General features: G+C 38.7%; 22 protein-coding genes. 4 read left to right on the forward strand and 18 right to left on the reverse strand.

Annotated features, from left to right (window positions below; genetic code table 11):
- The first annotated feature begins 1 nt into the window (after position 1).
- Positions 2 to 1,075, forward strand: a complete 1,074-nt coding sequence (locus LZZ90_RS02450; protein WP_237789091.1) for a glycosyltransferase family 4 protein — start codon at positions 2 to 4, stop codon at positions 1,073 to 1,075.
- A gap of 3 nt (positions 1,076 to 1,078) precedes the next feature.
- Here LZZ90_RS02450 and LZZ90_RS02455 read toward each other — a convergent pair whose 3' ends face one another.
- The 14 genes from LZZ90_RS02455 to LZZ90_RS02520 all read right to left on the reverse strand — a co-directional run bounded on the left by LZZ90_RS02455 (position 1,079) and on the right by LZZ90_RS02520 (position 15,160).
- Positions 1,079 to 2,251 (reverse strand): hypothetical protein, encoded by a 1,173-nt coding sequence (locus LZZ90_RS02455; protein ID WP_237789092.1) that lies wholly within the window; start codon positions 2,249 to 2,251, stop codon positions 1,079 to 1,081.
- Between the two features lie 9 nt (positions 2,252 to 2,260).
- Positions 2,261 to 3,322, reverse strand: a complete 1,062-nt coding sequence (locus LZZ90_RS02460; protein WP_237789093.1) for a glycosyltransferase family 4 protein — start codon at positions 3,320 to 3,322, stop codon at positions 2,261 to 2,263.
- 61 nt (positions 3,323 to 3,383) lie between these two features.
- Positions 3,384 to 4,736, reverse strand: coding sequence for an oligosaccharide flippase family protein (locus tag LZZ90_RS02465; RefSeq protein WP_370640598.1), 1,353 nt, complete (start codon positions 4,734 to 4,736; stop codon positions 3,384 to 3,386).
- 38 nt (positions 4,737 to 4,774) lie between these two features.
- Positions 4,775 to 5,290, reverse strand: coding sequence for a hypothetical protein (locus tag LZZ90_RS02470; protein ID WP_237789095.1), 516 nt, complete (start codon positions 5,288 to 5,290; stop codon positions 4,775 to 4,777).
- 29 nt (positions 5,291 to 5,319) lie between these two features.
- A complete protein-coding gene (locus LZZ90_RS02475; RefSeq protein WP_237789096.1) occupies positions 5,320 to 6,414 on the reverse strand; it encodes an acyltransferase in 1,095 nt (364 codons plus the stop codon).
- 18 nt (positions 6,415 to 6,432) lie between these two features.
- The gene (gene rfbD / locus LZZ90_RS02480) at positions 6,433 to 7,263 is read right to left on the reverse strand and encodes a dTDP-4-dehydrorhamnose reductase (protein WP_237789097.1); all 831 of its coding nucleotides are present in this window, start codon (positions 7,261 to 7,263) and stop codon (positions 6,433 to 6,435) included.
- Complete coding sequence (gene rfbC, locus LZZ90_RS02485) at positions 7,257 to 7,808, reverse strand: dTDP-4-dehydrorhamnose 3,5-epimerase (protein WP_237789098.1); 552 nt, start codon at positions 7,806 to 7,808, stop codon at positions 7,257 to 7,259. The genes rfbD and rfbC overlap by 7 nt, the downstream gene beginning before the upstream one ends.
- Before the next feature lie 4 nt (positions 7,809 to 7,812).
- Positions 7,813 to 8,670 (reverse strand): glucose-1-phosphate thymidylyltransferase RfbA, encoded by an 858-nt coding sequence (gene rfbA / locus LZZ90_RS02490; protein WP_237789099.1) that lies wholly within the window; start codon positions 8,668 to 8,670, stop codon positions 7,813 to 7,815.
- A 57-nt stretch (positions 8,671 to 8,727) separates the two neighbouring features.
- On the reverse strand, positions 8,728 to 9,741 hold the full coding sequence (gene rfbB, locus LZZ90_RS02495) for a dTDP-glucose 4,6-dehydratase (protein WP_237789100.1): 1,014 nt from the start codon (positions 9,739 to 9,741) through the stop codon (positions 8,728 to 8,730).
- The gene (locus tag LZZ90_RS02500) at positions 9,741 to 10,724 is read right to left on the reverse strand and encodes a hypothetical protein (RefSeq protein WP_237789101.1); all 984 of its coding nucleotides are present in this window, start codon (positions 10,722 to 10,724) and stop codon (positions 9,741 to 9,743) included. The genes rfbB and LZZ90_RS02500 overlap by 1 nt, the downstream gene beginning before the upstream one ends.
- Positions 10,725 to 10,738: 14 nt before the next feature.
- A complete protein-coding gene (locus LZZ90_RS02505) occupies positions 10,739 to 12,427 on the reverse strand; it encodes a hypothetical protein (protein WP_237789102.1) in 1,689 nt (562 codons plus the stop codon).
- Between the two features lie 43 nt (positions 12,428 to 12,470).
- Positions 12,471 to 13,316, reverse strand: a complete 846-nt coding sequence (locus LZZ90_RS02510) for a carboxypeptidase-like regulatory domain-containing protein (protein WP_237789103.1) — start codon at positions 13,314 to 13,316, stop codon at positions 12,471 to 12,473.
- A 2-nt stretch (positions 13,317 to 13,318) separates the two neighbouring features.
- Positions 13,319 to 14,806, reverse strand: a complete 1,488-nt coding sequence (locus tag LZZ90_RS02515) for a GH3 auxin-responsive promoter family protein (RefSeq protein ID WP_237789104.1) — start codon at positions 14,804 to 14,806, stop codon at positions 13,319 to 13,321.
- Positions 14,807 to 14,809: 3 nt separating this feature from the next.
- Positions 14,810 to 15,160 carry an SdpI family protein gene (locus LZZ90_RS02520; protein WP_237789105.1) on the reverse strand — a complete coding sequence of 117 codons (351 nt, stop codon included), beginning with the start codon at positions 15,158 to 15,160 and terminating at the stop codon, positions 14,810 to 14,812.
- Between the two features lie 213 nt (positions 15,161 to 15,373).
- Here LZZ90_RS02520 and LZZ90_RS02525 point away from each other — a divergent pair, with 213 nt between their 5' ends.
- Positions 15,374 to 15,556, forward strand: coding sequence for a twin-arginine translocase TatA/TatE family subunit (locus LZZ90_RS02525; protein ID WP_237789106.1), 183 nt, complete (start codon positions 15,374 to 15,376; stop codon positions 15,554 to 15,556).
- A 60-nt stretch (positions 15,557 to 15,616) separates the two neighbouring features.
- Here LZZ90_RS02525 and LZZ90_RS02530 read toward each other — a convergent pair whose 3' ends face one another.
- On the reverse strand, positions 15,617 to 17,740 hold the full coding sequence (locus tag LZZ90_RS02530) for a Tex family protein (RefSeq protein WP_237789107.1): 2,124 nt from the start codon (positions 17,738 to 17,740) through the stop codon (positions 15,617 to 15,619).
- A 60-nt stretch (positions 17,741 to 17,800) separates the two neighbouring features.
- Here LZZ90_RS02530 and LZZ90_RS02535 point away from each other — a divergent pair, with 60 nt between their 5' ends.
- Positions 17,801 to 18,064: a DUF1294 domain-containing protein gene (locus LZZ90_RS02535; RefSeq protein ID WP_237789108.1), complete on the forward strand. Its 264-nt coding sequence runs from the start codon at positions 17,801 to 17,803 to the stop codon at positions 18,062 to 18,064.
- Here the strand turns inward: LZZ90_RS02535 and LZZ90_RS02540 are convergent.
- The 3 genes from LZZ90_RS02540 to LZZ90_RS02550 all read right to left on the reverse strand — a co-directional run bounded on the left by LZZ90_RS02540 (position 18,061) and on the right by LZZ90_RS02550 (position 19,742).
- Positions 18,061 to 18,972 carry a cation diffusion facilitator family transporter gene (locus tag LZZ90_RS02540; protein ID WP_237789109.1) on the reverse strand — a complete coding sequence of 304 codons (912 nt, stop codon included), beginning with the start codon at positions 18,970 to 18,972 and terminating at the stop codon, positions 18,061 to 18,063. The two genes, LZZ90_RS02535 and LZZ90_RS02540, sit on opposite strands and share 4 nt — an antisense overlap.
- Positions 18,973 to 19,034: 62 nt before the next feature.
- Entirely contained in the window at positions 19,035 to 19,466 is a 432-nt protein-coding gene (gene rpiB / locus LZZ90_RS02545; protein ID WP_237789110.1) for a ribose 5-phosphate isomerase B, read from the reverse strand.
- A gap of 36 nt (positions 19,467 to 19,502) precedes the next feature.
- Entirely contained in the window at positions 19,503 to 19,742 is a 240-nt protein-coding gene (locus LZZ90_RS02550; protein WP_237789111.1) for a putative signal transducing protein, read from the reverse strand.
- A 110-nt stretch (positions 19,743 to 19,852) separates the two neighbouring features.
- On the opposite strand from LZZ90_RS02550, the gene rnr reads away from it, so the two are divergent.
- The gene (gene rnr, locus LZZ90_RS02555; RefSeq protein ID WP_237789112.1) at positions 19,853 to 22,030 is read left to right on the forward strand and encodes a ribonuclease R; all 2,178 of its coding nucleotides are present in this window, start codon (positions 19,853 to 19,855) and stop codon (positions 22,028 to 22,030) included.
- Position 22,031 lies beyond the last annotated feature (1 nt).

Genomic DNA, 22,031 nt, shown 5'->3' on the forward strand with positions numbered 1-22,031 from the left:
AATGAATGTACTATTTATAGCAAGGGCAACCCTTTACGATTCACCCGGTGGTGATACCGTTCAACTTTTGAAAACAGCCGAAGGCTTAAGAAAACTTGGCGTTACAGTTGATATTGGATTAACCACGGGAACCTTTGATCATCACAAGTACGATATCATTCATTTTTTTAATATTATCCGACCGGCTGACATACTGTTCCATTTCAGAAAATCAAAAAGAACCGTAATTTCTACAATTTTTGTAGACTATACCGAATCTGAAATCCAGACCAGTACCTTTTTACGATCCACAATAACCCGAGTTTTTGGAGGCGATCTTACGGAATACCTAAAAACCGTTGCGAAGTTTATTTTCGGAAAAGAAAGACTAATTAGCAAAGAATACCTTTTTAAAGGGCAATTCAATTCTGAAAAATACCTGTTCAAAAACGCAGGGGCTCTGCTTCCCAACTCTAACAGCGAAGCTTCCCGATTGAAAAAGAAGTTTGGCTCCACAAATGCCTTGTTGACTAAAATTGTAAATGCAATTGAACCTATTGAAAGTATAGTTCCAAATTCAAATTTTTCCAATAGTATCATTTGTGTTGGAAGAATCGAGCGACGAAAAAATCAACTTAATTTGATAAAAGCGGTAAAAGATCTTGACATTCCGTGTTATATTATTGGAAAAGCGGCCATCAATGATCCGAGCTACCATGAAATGTGCAAGAATGAAGCTGGAAAAAATGTTCATTTTATTGAAGCTTTGCCTCAACATGAAATCTTTTCTATAATGAAAGCCGCACGCGTTCATGCTTTACCGACCTGGTTTGAAACTACCGGGCTGGTTTCTTTAGAAGCTGCCTATTATGGTTGCAATATCGTGATTACTAAAAAAGGGGATCAAGTAGAATACTTTCAAGACTATGCTTATTATTGTGAACCGGATGATATAACCTCTATTCGTGAGGCTATACTTAAAGCATATCAAGCCCCTTTTAACGAAGATTTTAAAGAAGTCATCGGAACAAAATACAACTGGACAGAAACAGCCCGTCAAACCTATGCCTGTTACCAAAGTCTTATGAATCAGTAGTATTTACAGTTTCATTTTTCCGTCTCTGTAATAATAGTAAAGGGTTATCCAGAAAAGATTAGTACCGATTAATGTACTGTAGAGCAACACACTTTCCATAAGACCGTAGAACATAAAACTGAGAATCACACAAATTGGAACCCAAGCTTTTTGGTTTACCATTTTGGTAGTAGCAAGTATGTAAAAATAACATATGAAGAGGAAAAATATAAATCCTCCTTCAAAAAGCAATCGAAGATAACTGCTGTCGATAACGTAGTGCTTAAAGGTTGAAGACCCGAAAAAGAAATCTTTTGGTGTTAAAGTATGCAAGAACCATTCGTAAAAAGTTAGACGTTTACTGAACAAACGATCCAAGGCCAGGTAAGAACTCCTTTGAAGACCAAAGAAAACCGTTATCGCCGGAAATAACACAATGAGAAAGACAAAACTATAATTTACAAACTTGAAAAGTTTTGTGAGGTTTAAATTTACCTTTTCTTTCAAAAAGATTCCGGCATGATAAAAAATAAACGTGCCGTAAAGAGTAACCATTGATAGTAAAAAACTTCTTGAAGCAGTTCGGTTGTAAATGTAAAACCATAGCGGAATGATCAAAATCATGTACAGATAAGCCTTTTTACTGTATTTGGAAAAATGCACTAACAACAATCCGTTTACAATAAAACAAAAATAATGCAATGCCCCCACGTTGGGCTGGTTAAACCCGAAGCTCATTCGGGTCTTTCGCTCAAAACCATAAGCAAATCCAGGCATATTGTATCCTTCTCCATAGGCTATAAACATAATCAAAAGGAATACACCGCTGATAATGAAATTGATGAGCAGGTACCTTCTAAACCGAATTCCAGAAACCGATTGTATAATCAGCAAGGGCATCAGTACATTTAATTTATACGATGAAAAATTAATCAAAGTATAAACCCCAATGATAAGTCCTGTTTTTATTAACGATTTATAACTCCAGTTCGAATAGTTAAAGGTAACTATGAATAAAAGGTATACAAAAAGCTCTAGAATTACATTTCTATTATGAGTAATAATGATGGTCGTTAATTTTATATTCAGAAAAAGAAGCAATAAAAAAACTCCCAGTTCTTTAAAAGTAAATCCTAATTTGAAATTACTTCTAGTAACGATATTTTCTTGTTCCAAAGTTCCTTCTTTATTTAGCATTCTTACTCATTAACGGTTTAGCTCCATGGTAAATTCTTTCATTTCTTGTATAAGAACCGGTAGTTTTCTACATTTTGAAAAAGTTTCAAACGCACCATTACTTAATTTTTCACTCAGGGTGCTGTCTACTAAAGTTTGCTTTATTTTATCTTTTAAATTCTGAATGTCCTCATTTTTGGCCAACAACCCGTTGTATCCGTTTTTTATACTGTATGGCATTGCCGAATTGTCAAATGCAATAACCGGAAGTCCGAAAGACATTGCTTCTATAATTGCCATTCCGTATCCTTCCAATAAAGAAGGGAAAACACACAATTCTGAAGTGCTCAGGAACGAATCTTTCTGCTCATCAGAAACTCTACCGTGAAAGATAACGTTGGCGTGCAAATCATATTCCTTTACTTTTTGAACCAGGTCATTATAATAATTGGTATCGATAACCGATCCAAGAATATTTACCTGAAAAGCTACGTTTTCTTTTTTGAGTAAACGCAATGATTCCACCAGTAAATGTAGTCCTTTCCGTGGCTCAATATTACCCACAAAAACCATTTGTCCTTTGTTCACAGAGCTTCTTCCTGCGTTGTTTTTATCCTGAAAGGCGATTTCCAGATAACTCACCTTATTTGAAGGTAACAGTTTCTTTGTTTGATCCAAAATATATGGGCTTGGGATAACAATAGTATTGGCCATTCGAAGGAAGTTTACCTCAAAAAATCGAAACACGGTTCTCTTGACACCCTTCATTTCCAGAAACTTATAATGGTGGTGCAAGATAAAAACCTTCTTCTTTGGGAAAAACACCCGTAAAACAAAAACCAATAAAAAACAATGGTAGGCATCTACACTGTTCCAAAAGAAATTATCGGCCTGATTTACTTTTTTAAGCCATTTCAATTCTAGAAATGGGGTAATGAATTTTTTAAAGGCAAATCCGCCTTTGTGCACTTTCGGCTTATAAAATGTTATCGATAAGTCTTGGTTCTGCTTCATTGTTCTATACAACAACGAATCGTATAAATTTCCGCCGGTTAAGGTTAAATTTTCAAGAGCAAAAACAATGACTTTCATTTTTAATAGTAAATTGATTGAACTAAAATTGTGTTTTCCTGTTTTAAAGAATAAGCTTTTTTTATTGCTGCAAATATTTTTTTTGAACTCCACTGGCATAATAATACATCAGAAATGCAATAATTATTTGGGAAATTATACTTGAGGATGCCGTGCCAAGATAATTAAAATAATACGAAAGAACTGCGCAAAGGATCAAATTAAAAACCGCACAAGCCGAAAAGATCTTAAAGAAAATATCGGCCCTGCCCAATACAATAAGCACTAATTTCCCATAGACCTGATCCAAGAAAGACACCAATGGAAATACAATCATGATTCTAAAAACCAGAACGCTTTGCTCAAGATTGGCCACATCTTTGTTTTTATAGATGATGTCAAACAATAGATCTGCAAAAACAAAAACAAAAACGGTTCCAAAAATGATGATTAAAACACCCCACTTTTTCGCTTTTTCAATAAATGCCATCCCTTGCTTGTAATCTTCATTAACCAATTTTGAAACGTGCGGATAAAGCGTATTGATTACCGGAGAGAGTAAACTTGCAGCGGCACGAATCACTTTTTCAGCAGCAGAATATATTCCAACACTCTGATTTCCGGAAACAAAACCAAGAATCAAAACATTGGAAAAGGTTAAAACCGCCATATAAAATTCAGACATAAACAAGTGATAGCCTGTTTTTAATTGTCCGGTTATGGCCTCAAACTTAGGAAGTGTATAGTGTATGTCCAGAACAAATCTAATTACCACTAAAGAAGCTATTCCTGAGAAAACAGCTCCTGCCGATAAAAACAAAGGAACCATCCAAATGTCTGGAACCCCTTTTACGAAAATAAAAATACAAACTGTAAATATGGTTTTAAAAAACACGTTGATGTAACTAACGTATTTCATTTTTTGTAATCCTTGAAAGAGCCATAAGGAAAATAAAGTTTGCCCAACAACAATTCCAAAGTACAAAAAGTAAATTAATGCGTTCTCGCGAAACCTGTCAAAACAAAAAACAACAACTGAAAACACAAAAAAGCAAACCAGCAATAAAAACAATTTTGCACTAAGTACCTCGGAGTAAATACGCTGAACCTCTTTTTTATCATCAGAACAAATCGAAAGTTCCCGGGTAGTAGAAATGTTAAAACCGTATTCAACAAAGATTACCAAAAAAAGTACAAAAGAGTGAACAAAAGTAAGCAGTCCGAATTTTTCCAAACCAACGGTTCTTATTAAATAAGGTATGGTAAGGAACGGCAATACAACATTGAGTACCTGTAAAAGCACAAGAGAAAAAAAGTTAGTAATCAAGGTACTAACTTGCTTGGTTTTAAAACTTTTGGTGTTTATTTTAAACATTTCAAAACAGTTTATAGCACTTATCCGGGAACAGCTAGGGTATAAAAATAAAAAAGCCATAAGATTACTTATAGCTTCTTTATTTTATGTTTGTTTATTTAACTTTTAAATTTTTTCAGCTTACTAACCAACAAATCGTTTCCTATGATAAAAGGATCGTATTGATTGTCTACTTTTATTAATTTGTGTCCTACATATTCAGGATCCCATGTAACGAAAATATTAGGCGCAAAATATTTACTGTAATTTCCAAAATCTCCATTTACTACATGTGATTTATATTTTACGGTAATGTTTTTTATTGTAACATTGTTTTGAGTAGGATTTGTCCCTAAATCAATTCTTAGGTTTTCAGGTATTATTCCTTTTGGTAATTCAAAATCAACTGTTTGCATCTCGTTAGAAGCATAAATTGGTTTAGAAACCGAATTTGCATCACTCCATTCGGAACCTTTTACTAAATAATAAATTTGTAGATAGTCGTTTTTAGCAAAAACAGTTTCAATTACAATAGATACATTGTCTTTTCCTTCTGCTTCAGTGTTTTCTCCATTTTTACAAGATGAAAACAAAGACAATATAAATAAACCTGCTACAATAAATTTTGATTTCATGTGTCTGTCTTTTTTTTGGGCAAAAGTAATTATTTATTAAAAATAATACTAAGGTTTTTTTTAACAAAATTTATATATCCAATACGATTTTGGTCATTTATCATTTTTTGCAGCGGCACTTCTATAAACCTGTAGCTAATTGCAGAAACCACGATCAAAAAAACAACTCCTGTGTAAAAAATATACGTCGGATTGTTTAAGTGTATTTGCTTCATAAGAGCAGTTGTCCAGGAAAAAACCGGATGCTGTAAAATATAAATACCATAACTGATTTCCCCTAAAAAAATCAACGGTTTAAGATTGGAAATTTTTGTAATCAAACCATTGTTTCTGGAAATAAAATAAATAAGGGGAACAAATACCACGGCCAACATTCCGTTGTGGTAGACAAGGCCAATATTTGTTTTCAAAGCAATTAGAACTAAACCAATTAAACCTAATATATAAAGATCATAGTTTCTACTCTCTTGCTTGTTTTGGTTTATTAAAAACAATCCAAGAGCATTTCCTACCAGAAATTCATTGAAATGCAATAATGGGAAATAATATATAAACTGGTAATTATCCGAAGGGAAGGGCTTGTAAAATTGAGAATTGATCAATAAATGAAAAACTATCTGGCTCAGAATAAAAACAATACCAATCGGAATCAGGATCTTTTTTAGCGGATAACGGTTATAAAACCAGTTAAACAAAAAGGGAAACGTTACATAAAAAAACATTTCTACGGTTAAAGACCAACTCGGGTAATTGAACGCGAAGACATGCCCTGGAAGCCAAGCTTGTAATAAGGTGCTGTTTAATAAGAGTTGACCAATTGGCAGCGGCTCTAAAGTGTAAGCAAAATAAGCGATCAACATTAAAATTGCAAAACCGTAGGCCGGATAAATCCGGGCAATTCTTTTCTTAATAAAATTCCAGAAGTTAATGCTGCCTTTATTTTGATAAGCAATGATCATTACAAACCCTGAAAGAATGAAGAAATAACTCACCCCTACATTTGCCTGTTTAAAAATAGAATTCAGAAATTTGTGTTCAAACGGAAAAACATTTACTCCGTAATGGTAGATCACTATAGCCATTGCTGCTAAAAATCTGGTAAACGTTAACTGTTCTAAACGCATAATATGGTCTTTATCAATTTAATTTTTAATTTCAAACACAGTTTTTGCCTTATACGTATCCATAACACTGTAAGCCGGTCGTTTAGCCGGTGTAGGATAAGCACTTGTTGGTATTGGATGAACGGTTATCTGAACATTATTTTCTTTAAATATTTTCAAAGCAAAATCAAACCAACTCATAACCTCATCCCCTGAGAAATGATAAGTACCGAAAAGCACTCCGATTTCAGCAGAAGAAACCGTGTTAACTTTAACAATTATTCTAATTAAGAATTCGGCTAAATCTACTGCGTTTGTTGGACATCCGATCTGATCGCTAACCACAGAAAGCTCATCGCGCTCCTTGGCCAGGCGTAACATGGTTTTATAGAAATTATTTCCAAACTGAGAATACACCCATGAGGTTCGCACAATAATATGTTTTTCCCATGTTTTTTGGATTACCTGCTCCCCTTCAAGTTTGGTTTTGCCATAAACCCCTAGCGGATTGGTAGCATCTTCCTCTTTGTAAGGAGAATTTTTGGTGCCGTCAAAAACAAAATCGGTGGAAACATGAAGCAATACCGCATTGTGCTTTTTACAAACTTTTGCCAAGTTCTCGGCCCCGGTAACGTTTATGGAATAGGCTTTTTCCGGTTCGCTTTCGGCTTTATCAACTGCGGTATAAGCCGCTGCATTAATACAGAAGTGGGGGTGGTACTTCTCAAAGACCGACTCACAATTTTGCAAGTCTGCGATATTCAACTCCGAAGAAGTACAGTAAACAAACTCAAACTGCGGAAAATTACCCGAAATATACTGAAGTGCTTGTCCTAATTGACCCGCAGCTCCGGTAACTAAAACTACCATATTTTTTTAGCGTTTGCCAAGGTTGGTAAAACGGTGTCTTTTTCAGATACCAATAATTCGCTTTCCATTAATTGCCAATCGATTCCTAAAGTAGGGTCGTTATAAATGATGCCGCCTTCCGATTCTTTATTGTAAAAATTATCGCATTTATAGAAAAAAACGGCTTTTTCACTCAAGACCACAAACCCGTGGGCAAATCCTCTTGGGACAAATAATTGACGTTGATTTTCTGCCGATAAAAGTTCGGCCACATACTGACCATAGGTTGGTGACTCCGGACGGATATCCACTGCAACATCCAAAACCTCACCGTGAAGTACGCGCACCAATTTTGCCTGAGCATGCTCCCCACATTGGTAATGAAGCCCGCGCAAAACACCTTTGGTGGAATACGACTGATTGTCCTGAACAAAGTGCACCTTCGCTCCGGTACCCTGCTCAAAGGTTCTCTCGTTAAAGCTTTCCATAAAATATCCTCGGGAATCTCCAATTACATTGGGCTCAAGAATAAAACATCCGGATAATTTGGTTGGTATAAAATTCATGTTGTTATAACAAACTCATTAAGTGTTTTCCGTATCCGCTTTTTAATAACGGTTCGGCTAATGCTTTTAATTGTGCGGCATCGATAAAGCCCATCTTGTAGGCGGCTTCCTCTATGGCGCCAATTTTTAAGCCCTGACGCTCTTCGATTACTTCCACAAACTGACCCGCCTGCATTAAAGATTGGAACGTTCCGGTATCCAACCAAGCTGTTCCTCGGTCTAAGATGCTTACCTGAAGTTTGCCTCGGTTTAAATATTCCTTGTTCACATCGGTAATTTCCAATTCGCCGCGGTGACTTGGTTTGATGTTGGCGGCTATTTCAATTACATCGTTATCGTAAAAATAAATTCCCGGAACTGCATAGTTTGATTTAGGCTCAAGCGGTTTTTCCTCAATAGAAAGTACTTTTCCGTCTTTGTCGAAATCTACAACCCCGTAACGTTCCGGGTCGTGCACATGGTATGCATAAATAATTCCGCCGTCCGGATTATTGTTCGCCTGAAGCAATTCTGCCAAACCGGTTCCGTAGAAAATATTATCCCCTAAAATCAGGGCCACTTTATCGTTTCCGACAAACTCTTTTCCAATGATAAAAGCCTCGGCCAGTCCGTTGGGATGCTCCTGTACTGCATATTCAAAACGACAACCTAATCTGCTTCCGTCTCCCAACAATTGGCGAAACAAAGGCAAATCGTGCGGGGTCGAAATAATCAAAATTTCACGGATTCCGGCCCACATCAACGTTGATAGTGGGTAGTAAATCATCGGTTTGTCGTAAATTGGCATTAACTGCTTGCTTACCGCAAGCGTTAAGGGATGCAAACGGGTTCCTGAACCTCCTGCTAATATTATTCCTTTCATAAAAAGACTAAAAATTAAAAGATTGGAACGCAAAACGCCTTCCAATCTCTGAATCGTTTATTTATTGAATTTTTCTAAATACCACTCAATGGTTTTCTCAATTCCGGTTTCGAAATTCTCATCGGCCTTCCAACCCAATTCGTTTTCAATTTTGGTTGCATCGATGGCATAACGCAAATCATGACCCGGACGATCGGTAACAAAGGTAATCTGATCCTTATAGCTTCCATTGGCCTTAGGCTGTTTTTCATCCAAAAGCGAACACACTTTGTCAACTATATACAGATTATTGCGCTCATTTCTTCCTCCAATATTATACGTCTCTCCGGAGGCTCCTTTTTGAAAAGCCAATTCGATTCCTTTGCAATGATCCAGCACGTACAACCAGTCGCGAACGTTTTTTCCGTCGCCGTAAATTGGAATGTTTTCTCCCGATAACGCTTTACGGATAATGGTTGGAATTAATTTCTCGTTATGTTGTTTTGGCCCGTAATTGTTGGAACAGTTCGTGGTAACCACGTCCATTCCATAAGTGTGGAAATAACTACGAACAATCATATCCGAACCTGCTTTGGATGCCGAATATGGACTATTAGGTGCATACGGTGTGGTTTCCTCAAAAAGACCGGTTTCTCCCAAAGTTCCGTAAACCTCATCAGTAGACACATGGTGGAAACGGCAATTTTCGTACCCGGTTTTGTATTGGTTCGGAGCAGACATCCAGTGCTTTCTGGCAGTATCCAACAAGTTGAACGTTCCTAAAACATTAGTTCTGATAAAAGCTTCCGGCCCTGAAATGGAATTGTCTACATGGCTTTCCGCAGCAAAATGGATTACATCGTGAAAATCGTGCTCTGTGAAAAGTTGTTCAATAAATGTACGGTCACAAATATCACCTTGTACAAAAGTATAACGCGGATGATTTTCTACTTCTTTTACATTCTCCAGATTTCCTGCATAGGTTAACAAATCCAGATTCACTAAATGATATTCTGGGTTGTTTTCCACAAAATACGGAACGAAATTCGCCCCGATAAAACCGGCTCCTCCGGTAACTAATATCTTTTTCATTATGCTAAATTTCTTTTTGCTAACTGACGACGGTAAAACCCGCGTAAGATTCCAAAACCTACAAATAAACCAACAAACAATACCGGTAAAATCAATTTCATTTTACCATTAATGCTTTTATGGTTTTCAATGTTTAAAACATGGCTGTTTTCTTTTACAATCTCATCCAAATTTACCAAATCCATACGTTGATTTCCCTGCTGCTTAACGAGTTCATCTTTGGTTTTAATGATGTCATTAAGCTGGGTGTTTTCATTATAATAGATTAGTTTATCATTTTTAGAATTGCTCGAAGTATTTTTAGAAAATTCATTCAAAATACCGTTGATTTGACTAATAATACTGTCGTTTTCTTTTATTTTTTGTTGAATATTGTCTACATACACTTTCTGCACCCTTTGAAAATAATCACTCTGGTTTAAGAAATTGAGAATAGGCTGCAAAGTCCCTGCTTCTGTAGCTTTTTTTCCTGTAGAAAAGGAAATTAAATGTGCCGAGTAATTTTTACTGGTAGTTTTTTCTTCAATGATTTTCTTGATATCTCCAGCCTCAGCCATTAACTTCAATAACTCAAAATTACGCTCATTATTATTTACAAAAGGATACACGTCTATAATAGGCTCAATCTTAAAACCGTATATCTCTTTAGGATTTTTAACACCGATTTGCTTTAAAAATAAGGTATCTCCTTCTTTTATTTTAGCGTTAAGTAATTCTACTTTTGAATACAAATAATCTGCACTTCCAAAATTTGGGGAAACAATAATTTGATGGTCATAAACTTTCTTAGTCTTATCTAAGTAAAGCCCCAACCCTACTCCTAAAACAAATAATCCTCCGATTATGAATTTGTTTTTAATCACGAAAAGCAAGCCGTCAAACAGCCAATCAATAAACGATTGAACGATGCTCCCTATTTTTTTTGAAAGTTGACCTAAATCGATTTCCTGGTCATTCGGATTAATTTGAGGACTGGTGCTCATAAAAAAGTTGTGTATTATTTTACGTTAAAAATTTGTTCTAATATCTTAATAGTAATCAGGTAAGTAGGTTTTACTCCTGTGGTTCCCAATCCACCTGAAGCCAAAGTGCTTCCGGTTTCTAATGGATTATCCGAAGCATAGTAAGCATAGCGTACTTTTACATTCGGATTGATGCTCTTACGGATTTTAGATGCCGACTGAATCGCTTTCTGATAGTATGCTCCTTCCATTTCCAGACCAATTGCTCCCCAAGTCGATTCGTGGAAGAACTTAAGTAAGTCTTTATTTTGAAGCGAAGTTCCCAATACCGAAACCATAGGCCCGGCAAAAACAGGAATATCATTGCCTTCAAACATTTCTTTGGTCAATTCGTTTTCAAACGGATAGTTGTCTGCGGTTCCTTCGTTGATGTGCGCATTCGGGATCATGATGTCTCCTTTTCCGCCTTCCAGAATTCCCGCTTTACCCATGATGGAAACCGATTCCACATTCAGGAACACTTTTCCTTTACCGGTTTTGTATGGTTTTAGTAATTCGTCGATGGTTTCAAAAGCCTGTTCCCCGAAAGCATAATCCATCACGATAAGTACCGGTTTGTCTTTTCCTAGGTTTGCTTTAGGAAAGGCCGATTTTTTTACATCAATTTTAGCCGTATCAAAAATTTGCACGTCGATATTTGTTCCTGAAGTGTCCGGTAAAGAAACCATTCCGTGTTGTAACGCGAATTCTTCCACTTTCTTGCGCAAAGGATCGCTTCCGGATTTACTCAAATCTTCAAAAATCTGGAATTCATCGTTTGCTTTGTATTTTTTGCCGTGAACCGGTTCTGCAAAAATCGAATTCATCACACTGTGCATGTTCGCACTGATGATGTGGATCGGTCGTGCCAGCAAATCGTTTTTTTCTAAAACTTCCTTGATGCTGTTGGCCCAGATCTCCCCATAAATATGGTGCCCTAAGCGTTCTCTTAAAATCGGGCTGAAAGTAATGGTGCGTTTGTTGTTGTCTACCACTTCTTCGATGGCCAGTTTCCCTAACCAGTAAATTACGTGAAGGAAACGATCGGGTTTTTCTTTGGTTCCGAAGCCGTCGTAAATGTCCATGACTTCCGCAAAGGTTCTTCCTAAGATGTTCGAAGCGTGGGAAATCGCCTGCTCGCGGTCTACTAAGGTTAATTTTTTATTCTGAAGCACCACCTGTTCCAGTTTTTCCCAATCGCGGGTTAAACGGCCGTCTTCATCGATTAACACGCGGTCTTTGATTTTGTGCGATTCGATAAAGATAAAAGTCAGGTGGGTTAAAATGTCGTAAATATCGGAACGCCCGCGGGTGATTTCCACGTTCATCTGCTCGTCGTCAATACGGTAGCAGTTTCTTCTTCTTTTGGGCGGTACAATCGGTTTGAAATGCGAACGGGAATACCCTTCATCTGAAGTTAGGTTGATGTAACGGCATTCTTCAATTCCAACCGGTAGACGCTCAATTACATAAAGCAATCCGTTAAGCTCCACTTTTTCTTCGGCTATGGAACCGTAAATTTCAGGGCGAAGCGACAATAAAGCCTCACGTAAGGTTTCTCCGGAAACACCCATCGGCTTGTAAAAACCTCTGTTGAATAAGTGTCTCATGGTAATGTACAGTCGCTCGATAGCTGCCGAGGACTCTTGCGCTCTGGAGCGCGAAATGTTCTTTAATTCTTTCATTAAATTTTCTATTTTCTAACCAGCAAATATAGTCTTTTTATTTTTAGTTAGTCAATGTAAGATTTATTGCCGGTTCATAGACCCTTTTGGGATCTTCCGAGGCGTTTTCACGAAGCACTTTTTTCATCCATTTTCCACCCGAATACACAAAGACGAAATCTTTAGTAACATAATTGTAAAGCACTAAAGGATAGAATCTTATGTCGGTTCGGTTTTTTTCGATCATGAGTTTTTCAAAACCTACATAAATTCCGTTTTCGGGCATCTTCAATCCCAATTCGGAAATATTGAAACTGGACTTCCCTACTCCTTTTTTAACTGTTACGATGTAATCATCCTGAAGCAGTTCTTCACCGGGAAACCCATTCGCGCCCACACTGTAGAAATGAAGTTTGATGGAAGCATTGTCAATTCGGCAATCGGTATAGATGGCCACTCTTTTGATGAATTTGGTTTTCTTGTATTCCGATAAATAAGGAAAGTATTTTAAGTCGATGTTGGGCGCATTGTCAAAAGCCTGACAAATTCCGTTGTCGGTTTCCCCAATTTCCTTGTGTTTGGTGCCTTTCCATTTGGAAATCACCATTTCTTTGAGCGCAACACTCTTTGGAGAAAGCAGGATTTCCATTGGTTTTACTGTTGAAGCGCCTTTTCGCCTTACTTTTTCATAGCCTAGAGTCGAAAAAATAAGCGTTTTACTGTCTCCTTTGGGATGAATGTAAAACGAACCGTCTTCTTCCGAAGTGGTTCCCTGGGTTTCGTTTTCCACCCAAATGCTCACATAAGGAATGGGCTGCCGGGTAAGGCTGTCTTTAACAACGCCTTTAATTTGTGCTACTGCAGAACCAGTCGTGAGTAACAGCAGTATTGTGATTTTTTGAAAATTCATTTTTATTTTCCGCTTAAAGCATCAGCAATTTTTCGATCGTTGGAAAGTCTTGGCAATTTGTTCTGTCCGCCCAGTTTTCCTATAGATTTCATATATTCCTGAAACCCATTTTTAATTACTTTGGTAATAATGAGCGTTCTTAAAACGTGCCCGACAATTAAATCGTCGTAGTACACGTTTTGCTTGCGCATGGCTGCATCTATCTTTAAGGCGAATTCCTCTAAATCATTCGGCTCGTTTTCAAATTCGATGAACCATTCATGATACGGCAAACCATAGGCAGGATTGATTTGTGGGGCAACGGTAAATTCATTCACCCGAACTTCTGTGCCTTCCATGGCTTCTTGCAAAGCGGCTTCCACTTCCTTCCCAATCACGTGTTCCCCAAAAGCGGAAATATAATGTTTGATTCTCCCCGATACAATCACCCGATAAGGTTTCAAACTGGTAAATTGCACAGTATCACCAATATTATAAGCCCAAAGACCGGCGTTGGTGGAAAGAATCAAAACGTAATTTACTCCCAATTCCACTTCGCCAATGGTATAGCGTTTTGGATTTTCGGTGAAAAACTCTTCCGCTTTAATAAATTCGTAAAAGATACCCGAGTTCAAAAGCAAAAGCATTCCTTTCTCTTTTTGGGAATCCTGATAGGCAAAAAAACCTTCCGAAGCCGGAAAGAGTTCAATCGAATCCACTTTTCGTCCGATGAGGTTTTCAAACTTGGCGCGGTACGGTTCGTAATTCACACCTCCGTAAATGAAAAGGTTAAAGTTTTTGAAAATATCGCCCACCGGTTTACCGCCTTTCTCTTTGAGTTTTTCGAAATACATCTGCACCCAGGAAGGAATCCCTGAAATCACCGCCATATTCTCGTGGAAGGTTTCTTCCACGATCGCGTCGACTTTGGTTTCCCAATCTTCGATGCAATTCGTTTCCCAAGACGGCATTCGGTTTTTCTGCAAATACTTCGGAACATAATGCGCTACAATCCCGGACAACCGCCCAAACTGGACGCCATTCTTCTCTTCGAGAATTGGACTTCCTTGTAAAAAGATCATTTTTCCGTCTACAAAATCAGCCTTTCCGGTTTCATGGATGTAACTTAAAATCGCGTTGCGTGCCGCTTCAATATGATAGGGCATCGATTCTTTGGTTAACGGAATGTATTTTGCTCCGGAAGTGGTTCCCGAGGTTTTGGCGAAATAAATCGGTTTGCCGTTCCAAAGGATGTCCCCTTCACCTTTAACCACACGGTCAATGTACGGTCGCAAGTCTTCATAATCGCGAACGGGAACCTGATTGGCATACTCTTCAAAAGACTGTATCCGGTCAAAATGATGGTCTTTACCGAATTGTGTTTCTTTGGCAGCGGCAATCAACGCTCGGAAAACTTTTTGTTGGGTAGCCACAGGGTTTTGTGCCCACTGCTGGGTCTTATTGTGGATGCGTTTTGCAAATAGCTTCGCTAATACAGCTTTTAATGACATTCGTTACGAATTTGGAAATTTATTTTTAAGCGAACGCTCGGTGCTCCAGAGAATATAGAAAACCGTAAGTAACGGTAAGGCTGTTCCTAAAACAAGCTGTGTTTTTTCATCAACTTTGATCAATAACCCCAAAAACGAGGCGACCACTAAAAAACAACCGCCCACCATCATTTTAATACTGGAAAACCTTTGGGCAAACTGCCAGCGTTCCTCCGATTTCATCGAACTTGAGGTTCTATACCCATACCAATTGTTGATCTTCTTGGGCGGAAAAACATACATGATTGTTGCCGCGATTGAAAACACAACCCCGCACAACAAAGGCAATTGCAATAATTTGGTGGTCCATTCCATAGTTTCAGGCGCTAATGCTCCACAAATGTAAAAAATATCGCGGTGGTTTGTTTCAACTTCGAGTAAAGGTTTTGCGCATTTGGTTAAAGAAAACCTAAATTTCGCTTAGTTTCTTTAAAAACAAAACAATAGTTGCTTGTAAAATTGTTTTTATGTATAACTTTGCCCCATACGATCGAATCAAAATATCAGAAACATAATTAATAAGAAATCATGGGAAAATTAGGGGCAACCGAAGTAATTTTAATCGTTGTAGTGATTGTTTTGCTTTTTGGAGGTAAAAAAATTCCAGAATTGATGAAAGGTTTAGGAACCGGAATCAAAGAATTTAAAGACGCAGCCAAAGGTGAGGAAAACAAACCTGCAGACTCTAAAAAAGACGAAGAGAACAAATAATTGCTCTTTTACGATATTAAAAAACCCAAATTCCGATTTAAGAATTTGGGTTTTTTATTGTTATAAAATCATGGTCAACTGAATGCGCTTCCTGCTTTCATCCACCTCAACCACTTTTACCTGAACGTGTTGATGGAGTTTGACTACTTCGTTCACATCGGAAACAAAGCCTTCTTTTAACTGAGAAATGTGTACCAAACCGCTTTCCTTGATGCCGATATCTACGAAACAACCAAAAGCGGTAATGTTATTCACGATTCCGGGTAAGACCATTCCGGAACGCACATCGGCAAGGGTTTTAACATTCGGATCGAATTCGAATACTTTTGCTGCTTTTCGAGGATCCAAGCCTGGTTTTTCCAGCTCTTTCAAAATGTCTTTCAACGTTAAAATCCCAATATCGCTTGTAACATAATTTTCAGCTTTTATAGCCGTTATTTTTTCTTTATTAGCAATCAGTTCATGGGTTTTGATGCCTAAATCTTTAGCCATTTTTTCCACGATACCATACGCTTCCGGATGCACCGCCGAATTGTCCAACGGATTTTTTCCGTCTTTGATGCGGATAAACGCCGCCGCCTGTTGAAAGGCTTTCTCTCCTAAACGCGGTACTTTTTTCAATTGTTTTCGGTCTTCAAACGGGCCGTTTTCACTGCGGTAGGTTACGATGTTTTCCGCCATTTTTTCTCCAATTCCGGAAACATAACTGAGGAGCGATTTACTCGCAGTATTAATGTTGATGCCCACCGAGTTCACGCAACGAATCACGGTAGTGTCCAATTCTTCTTTTAATTTGGCCTGATCTACATCGTGTTGGTACTGCCCTACGCCGATGGATTTCGGATCAATTTTTACCAATTCCGCCAGCGGATCGGAAAGGCGTCTTCCAATGGAAACCGCACCTCGTACCGTCACGTCGTAATTCGGAAATTCTTCCCTGGCAATTTTCGAAGCAGAATACACTGAGGCTCCGGCTTCTGAAACCACAAATACCTGCACCGGTTTGTCAAAAGCTATCTTTTTGATGAAGAATTCCGTTTCGCGGGAAGCCGTTCCGTTTCCGATGGAAATGGCCTCGATATTGTAGGCGTTCACCATCGACTTTACTTTCTTCATCGCCATCGTGGTTTCGTTCTGCGGTGCGTGCGGAAAAATAGTTTCGTTGTACAACAAATCGCCTTTTTCGTCTAAACATACAATCTTGCATCCGGTTCTGAATCCCGGGTCAATGGCTAGGATTCTTTTTTCCCCTAAAGGAGAAGCTAACAACAACTGACTTAAATTTGCCGCAAAAACCCCAATGGAATTCACATCGGCTTTGGCTTTGGCTTCCTGCAGGGTTTCATTAGAAATTGCCGGTTCCAACAAGCGTTTATAACTGTCTTTAATCGCTAAACGCAATTGGTCAGCCGTTTCGTTCTTGTTTTTGATGATGTTCTCTTCGATAAAACCAAGTGCTTCTTCTTTTTCCACCTCAACGGAAAGTTTGATAAACCCTTCGTTTTCCGCGCGGAGCATCGCTAACAATCTATGGGCCGGCGCTTTGGCAACCGGTTCGCTCCAATCGAAATACTGCTCGAACTTTTTGGCACCTTCCTCCTCCTTTTTTGCTTTGACTACTTTGGTTGCAATCACAGCTTTACGCTGGAACATACGACGAAGATTTCTACGGATAAAGATGTTCTCGTTGATCCATTCCGCGATGATGTCTCGGGCACCTTGCAGCGCTTCGTCTTCATTAGCCACCTTGTCGTTGAGGTATTTCGAAGCCAAATATTCCACATCGTCCGAATTTTGGGCCATGATGATCTTGGCTAAAGGTTCCAATCCGTTTTCGCGGGCGGTATCGGCTTTGGTTTTCTTTTTCTTTTTATAGGGCAAATACAAATCTTCCAGCTCCTGTAAGTCGAAACTGTTTTCAATTTTAATCTTCAATTCCGGAGTTAACGCATTTTGTTCTTCTATCGATTTTAAAATGCTTTCTTTTCGTTTAACGATTTCCTGGTATTGTTTGTGGTACTTGGCAATGTTTTCGATTTGCACCTCATCCAGATTACCGGTTTTGTCCTTACGGTAACGGGCGATGAAAGGAATCGTACAGTCTTCGGCTAATAATTGTAAGGTAGCCTCTATATTTTTGGAAGCCGTTGGGACGAACTTCAGGATAAATTCAATGGCAGTCATAAAAATTCAAATGAAAATAAGACTGCTAAAATAGTATCTTTGAAGTGAATTTTACCGTTTATGCAGCCACTTTTCGTTTATCTTCTGGTTATCAATTGCATTGCGTTTCTGGCTAATGGAACCGACAAACTTCTGGCGACCCGCCAAAAAAGACGCATTCCCGAACGAAGTTTGCTAGGATTAGCGCTTCTCGGTGGAAGTGTTGGTGCAGGACTTGCGATGCTTTTGTTTCGGCACAAAACGGCCAAGAAAAGTTATCTTTTACTCTTCTTTGGAATTGTAGTTATACAGTTAATTGGTTTGTATTTTTATTTCAGAAATTAATCCTGCACAATAAAGTCTTTCGGATCTTCCTTACTGAATTCGGGCTGGATGTTCACGTGGTTAATGCCGAATTTCTCATACAGCACTTCCTCTACTTCATGCAACAAAATATTGAAATCAGTCATACGAATGTCTTCCGAACAATCCAAGTGGGCTTCCAAGTGCAGTTCTTCTTCGTTTAAATGCCAAACATGGATGTGGTGCAATTTATTGATGCCGGGAATTTTATGCACTTCACGCACAATTTCTTTAATATCGATGTGTTCTGGTGTGAAAAGCATAAGCATTTTGGTAGATTTTACCAGTAAATCGGTTCCAACGATGATAAGATAAATCGCGATGATTAAGGTCATGACGCTGTCAATCCAGTAAATCTGGAAATACTTCATCAGTAAACCACCCACCAAAACCGCCACCGAAGCCATCATATCGGTCAGTAAATGCAAATACGCCGATTTCATGTTCAGGTTATGATCGGCATCTTTTTTCAATACCAATACCGAAATTCCGTTGGCTACAATTCCTAACAACGCAAGCCAAATTACTGTATCGGAAGCAATTTCCTTAGGTTCGAAAAAACGCATCACCGCTTCATAAACCAAATAAATTGCTACAAGTACCAAGGTAAACGCATTGACAAAGGCAGCAATCAATTCGGCACGCTTTAAGCCAAAAGTTTGATTAATAGAAGCCTTTCTTCGGGACAATTTATGAGCCACATAACTGAAAACCAAAGACAGCACATCGCTGAAGTTGTGCAACGCATCGGAAATCAGGGCCAAACTTCCTGAGACAATTCCTCCTACCACCTGCGCCAAGGTAATGACCGCGTTAAGGAAAATCGAGATGATGAGGTTCTTGCCCTCCACATTGTGTTTGTGAATACGATGGTTGTGCGTGTGCTCCATAGCTTAAAATATTGGAAAAAAAATCCGATTCTTTTTAAAAATCGGATTAGGTATATTTTGGGTTATTGACAGGCAATTTTGTTTACTCGTGTGGCATGTCTGCCGCCTTCAAAATCTGTGGTTAAAAACGTTTCCACCATTTCCACTGCTTGTTTGATGTTGGTGTAACGCGCCGGAATACTGATAATGTTCGCATCGTTGTGCTGACGCGCCAAAGCCGCAATCTCATTAATCCAACAAAGTGCTGCGCGAACGCCTTGATGTTTGTTGGCCGTGATGGCAATCCCGTTACCGCTTCCGCAGATGATGATGCCGAAATTGGCTTTACCGGTTTCCACATCAGTGGCTACTGCGTGACCGAAATCGGGGTAATCCACACTGTCAAACGTATCGGTTCCGTGGTTAAGTACCGTATGTCCTTTTTCTTCTAAATGTTTTACAATCGCCGCTTTGTAATCTGGTCCGGCGTGGTCGTTTCCGATTGAAATAATCATGGTAGTTGTGTTGTTTTTGTTTGCTGCAAAGGTAATTCAAACGATTTTCAAATTCGAATCGTCGCTCAATTTTTTAACAATTTCTTTAGCTGCTTCCACATCTTCGCGATGCACTTTTAATTTAATACCTCCTAAAGCCTGCGAATACATCGGGACGATGTTCATCATGGTTTCATTTTCAAAGAAATACTCGATTTCGGCTTGGTCCAATAAATGTTTGAGCACGGTAATTTGGTGCGGATAATCGAAAACGGCCACAGTTACAAAATTGTTCATAGTAATTGTTTGGTTAAAGATACGAAAGTTATTTTTTCCATAATTCTAACGCGTAAATTCTGATTTGTTATTTGTTATTCGTAATTTTCAGCAATAATAGAAAGAGAAAAATGAGTAAGAAGTTTCACAAAGCCGGAAAAAAACAACAGGATTTTTCCGCAAAGATTTTTAAGATTTTAGCACAAGACCCCAATAAAACCTTCAATTACAAACAAATAGCGGCAGCGTTAGAATTAAACGACACCAAAAGCCGTAACGAAATCATTAAAGAATTAGGTTATCTGACTTCCAAAGAGAAGATTCAGGAAGTAGAACGCGGCAAATATAAAATCATCGCCAAAACCGAATATTATGAAGGTACTGTTGACATGACCAGCCGCAAAACCGGTTATTTGGTGTGCCCGGATCTGGAACACGATGTGTTCATTCCGTTCCAGAACCTCAACCATGCCTTGGATGGGGACAAAGTACGGGCTTATGTTTACAACCGAAGAAGTTCCCGCCGTCCCGAAGCCGAAGTGCTTGAGATCCTGGAACGTGCCAAAACCGAATTCGTAGGGGTAATTGACATCCAGAAAAATTTCGCCTTTTTAACCACGGCCAACGCTAAAATGTACACCGATATCTTCATCCCTAAAGACAAAATAGGCGAGGCACAAAACGGAGATGTAGTTTTAGTAAAGATGCAGGACTGGCCGAAAAAAGCCGACAGCCCGTTTGGAGAAGTAATCAAAGTTCTGGGTAAACCGGGCGAACACGATACCGAGATTCATGCGATTTTGGCTGAATACGGTTTGCCGTACGATTTCCCGATTGAAGTAGAAACTTTTGCTAAAAAACTGGATACGTCCATCACGGCAGAAGAAATTGCCAAACGCCGTGATATGCGCGATACTTTAACGTTTACCATCGACCCGAAAGATGCTAAAGATTTTGACGATGCGCTTTCCTTCAAAGTCTTAGAAAACGGGAATTACGAAATCGGAATCCATATTGCCGACGTTTCGCATTATGTACAAGAAGGTACTATTTTAGAAGAAGAAGCTTATAAGCGCGCCACTTCTGTGTATTTGGTAGACAGAGTCGTGCCGATGTTGCCGGAAGTGCTGAGTAATTTCGCTTGTTCGTTACGTCCGCACGAGGAAAAATATACCTTTTCTGCAGTTTTTGAATTGAATAATAAAGCCGAATTACTAAACCAGTGGTTTGGAAGAACCGTGATTTATTCCGATCAGCGTTTTGCGTATGAAGAGGCGCAACACATCATCGAAACGAAAGGTGATGTTATTCCGTCTGAAATCTCTTTAACAGGTGCGGAATATCAAGTTCCTTCAGCAATTGTGGAAGCTACCTTAAAATTAGACGAATTAGCCAAAATCATGCGAAGAAAACGTATGGCTAACGGAGCAATTTCGTTTGACAAAGTAGAAGTGAAGTTCAAATTGGATGACAACGACGAGCCGGTAGGTGTGTACTTCAAAGTAGCTAAAGATGCGAATCACTTAATTGAGGAATTCATGTTGTTGGCCAATCGAAAAGTGGCGGAGTTCATCGGTAAACAGAAAAAAACCTTTGTCTACCGTATCCACGACGAGCCGAACGAAGATAAATTAATCAACCTGCAAACGGTAATCGCGAAATTCGGTTACAGCCTGAACTTTAAGTCGCGCGAGAGTATTTCCAAATCGTTGAACACCTTACTGGAAGATGTGAACGGGAAAAAAGAGCAGAATTTAGTCGATACTTTAGCCATCCGAAGCATGAGTAAAGCGGTCTATTCAACAGAGAACATTGGTCATTATGGATTAGCATTTGATTATTATTCCCATTTCACTTCGCCAATCCGACGTTATCCCGATGTAATGGCACACCGTTTGTTGCAGCATTATTTAGACGGTGGAAAAAGCGTAAGCGAAGAAGATTATGAAGAAAAATGCGTGCATTCCTCCCAAATGGAAGGTATGGCTGCCAACGCCGAGCGTGATTCAGTAAAATATATGCAGGTGAAATACATGCAGGATCATAAAGACCAGGAGTTTTTGGGCGTGATTTCCGGAGTAACCGAATGGGGAATTTATGTGGAAATCATCGAAAACAAATGTGAAGGTATGGTACGCATCCGTGAAATAAAAGACGATTATTATACGTTTGATGAAAAACAATATGCTTTGGTAGGTGAACTATCCCACAATATTTTACAATTAGGCGATGAGGTTTACGTTAAAGTTAAAAACGCCGATTTAGTAAAAAAACAACTCGATTTCCATTTTATAAGAAGAAACGAATGAT

The sequence above is a fragment of the Flavobacterium sp. SM15 genome (assembly GCF_022012335.1).
GTDB lineage: Bacteria > Bacteroidota > Bacteroidia > Flavobacteriales > Flavobacteriaceae > Flavobacterium.

What these genes read in the sequence shown, in the direction of transcription:
- LZZ90_RS02455 (WP_237789092.1), bottom strand. Translation starts at nt 2,251, where the DNA reads ATGCTAAATAAAGAAGGAACTTTGGAACAAGAAAATATCGTTACTAGA.
- rpiB (WP_237789110.1), bottom strand. Translation starts at nt 19,466, where the DNA reads ATGATTATTTCAATCGGAAACGACCACGCCGGACCAGATTACAAAGCG.
- rfbB (WP_237789100.1), bottom strand. Translation starts at nt 9,741, where the DNA reads ATGAAAAAGATATTAGTTACCGGAGGAGCCGGTTTTATCGGGGCGAAT.
- LZZ90_RS02470 (WP_237789095.1), bottom strand. Translation starts at nt 5,290, where the DNA reads ATGAAATCAAAATTTATTGTAGCAGGTTTATTTATATTGTCTTTGTTT.
- rfbC (WP_237789098.1), bottom strand. Translation starts at nt 7,808, where the DNA reads ATGAATTTTATACCAACCAAATTATCCGGATGTTTTATTCTTGAGCCC.
- LZZ90_RS02475 (WP_237789096.1), bottom strand. Translation starts at nt 6,414, where the DNA reads ATGCGTTTAGAACAGTTAACGTTTACCAGATTTTTAGCAGCAATGGCT.
- LZZ90_RS02540 (WP_237789109.1), bottom strand. Translation starts at nt 18,972, where the DNA reads ATGGAGCACACGCACAACCATCGTATTCACAAACACAATGTGGAGGGC.
- rnr (WP_237789112.1), top strand. Translation starts at nt 19,853, where the DNA reads ATGAGTAAGAAGTTTCACAAAGCCGGAAAAAAACAACAGGATTTTTCC.
- LZZ90_RS02535 (WP_237789108.1), top strand. Translation starts at nt 17,801, where the DNA reads ATGCAGCCACTTTTCGTTTATCTTCTGGTTATCAATTGCATTGCGTTT.
- LZZ90_RS02550 (WP_237789111.1), bottom strand. Translation starts at nt 19,742, where the DNA reads ATGAACAATTTTGTAACTGTGGCCGTTTTCGATTATCCGCACCAAATT.
- LZZ90_RS02510 (WP_237789103.1), bottom strand. Translation starts at nt 13,316, where the DNA reads ATGAATTTTCAAAAAATCACAATACTGCTGTTACTCACGACTGGTTCT.
- LZZ90_RS02520 (WP_237789105.1), bottom strand. Translation starts at nt 15,160, where the DNA reads ATGGAATGGACCACCAAATTATTGCAATTGCCTTTGTTGTGCGGGGTT.
- rfbD (WP_237789097.1), bottom strand. Translation starts at nt 7,263, where the DNA reads ATGGTAGTTTTAGTTACCGGAGCTGCGGGTCAATTAGGACAAGCACTT.
- LZZ90_RS02525 (WP_237789106.1), top strand. Translation starts at nt 15,374, where the DNA reads ATGGGAAAATTAGGGGCAACCGAAGTAATTTTAATCGTTGTAGTGATT.
- LZZ90_RS02515 (WP_237789104.1), bottom strand. Translation starts at nt 14,806, where the DNA reads ATGTCATTAAAAGCTGTATTAGCGAAGCTATTTGCAAAACGCATCCAC.
- LZZ90_RS02450 (WP_237789091.1), top strand. Translation starts at nt 2, where the DNA reads ATGAATGTACTATTTATAGCAAGGGCAACCCTTTACGATTCACCCGGT.
- LZZ90_RS02500 (WP_237789101.1), bottom strand. Translation starts at nt 10,724, where the DNA reads ATGAGCACCAGTCCTCAAATTAATCCGAATGACCAGGAAATCGATTTA.
- rfbA (WP_237789099.1), bottom strand. Translation starts at nt 8,670, where the DNA reads ATGAAAGGAATAATATTAGCAGGAGGTTCAGGAACCCGTTTGCATCCC.
- LZZ90_RS02505 (WP_237789102.1), bottom strand. Translation starts at nt 12,427, where the DNA reads ATGAAAGAATTAAAGAACATTTCGCGCTCCAGAGCGCAAGAGTCCTCG.
- LZZ90_RS02530 (WP_237789107.1), bottom strand. Translation starts at nt 17,740, where the DNA reads ATGACTGCCATTGAATTTATCCTGAAGTTCGTCCCAACGGCTTCCAAA.
- LZZ90_RS02460 (WP_237789093.1), bottom strand. Translation starts at nt 3,322, where the DNA reads ATGAAAGTCATTGTTTTTGCTCTTGAAAATTTAACCTTAACCGGCGGA.
- LZZ90_RS02465 (WP_370640598.1), bottom strand. Translation starts at nt 4,736, where the DNA reads ATGGCTTTTTTATTTTTATACCCTAGCTGTTCCCGGATAAGTGCTATA.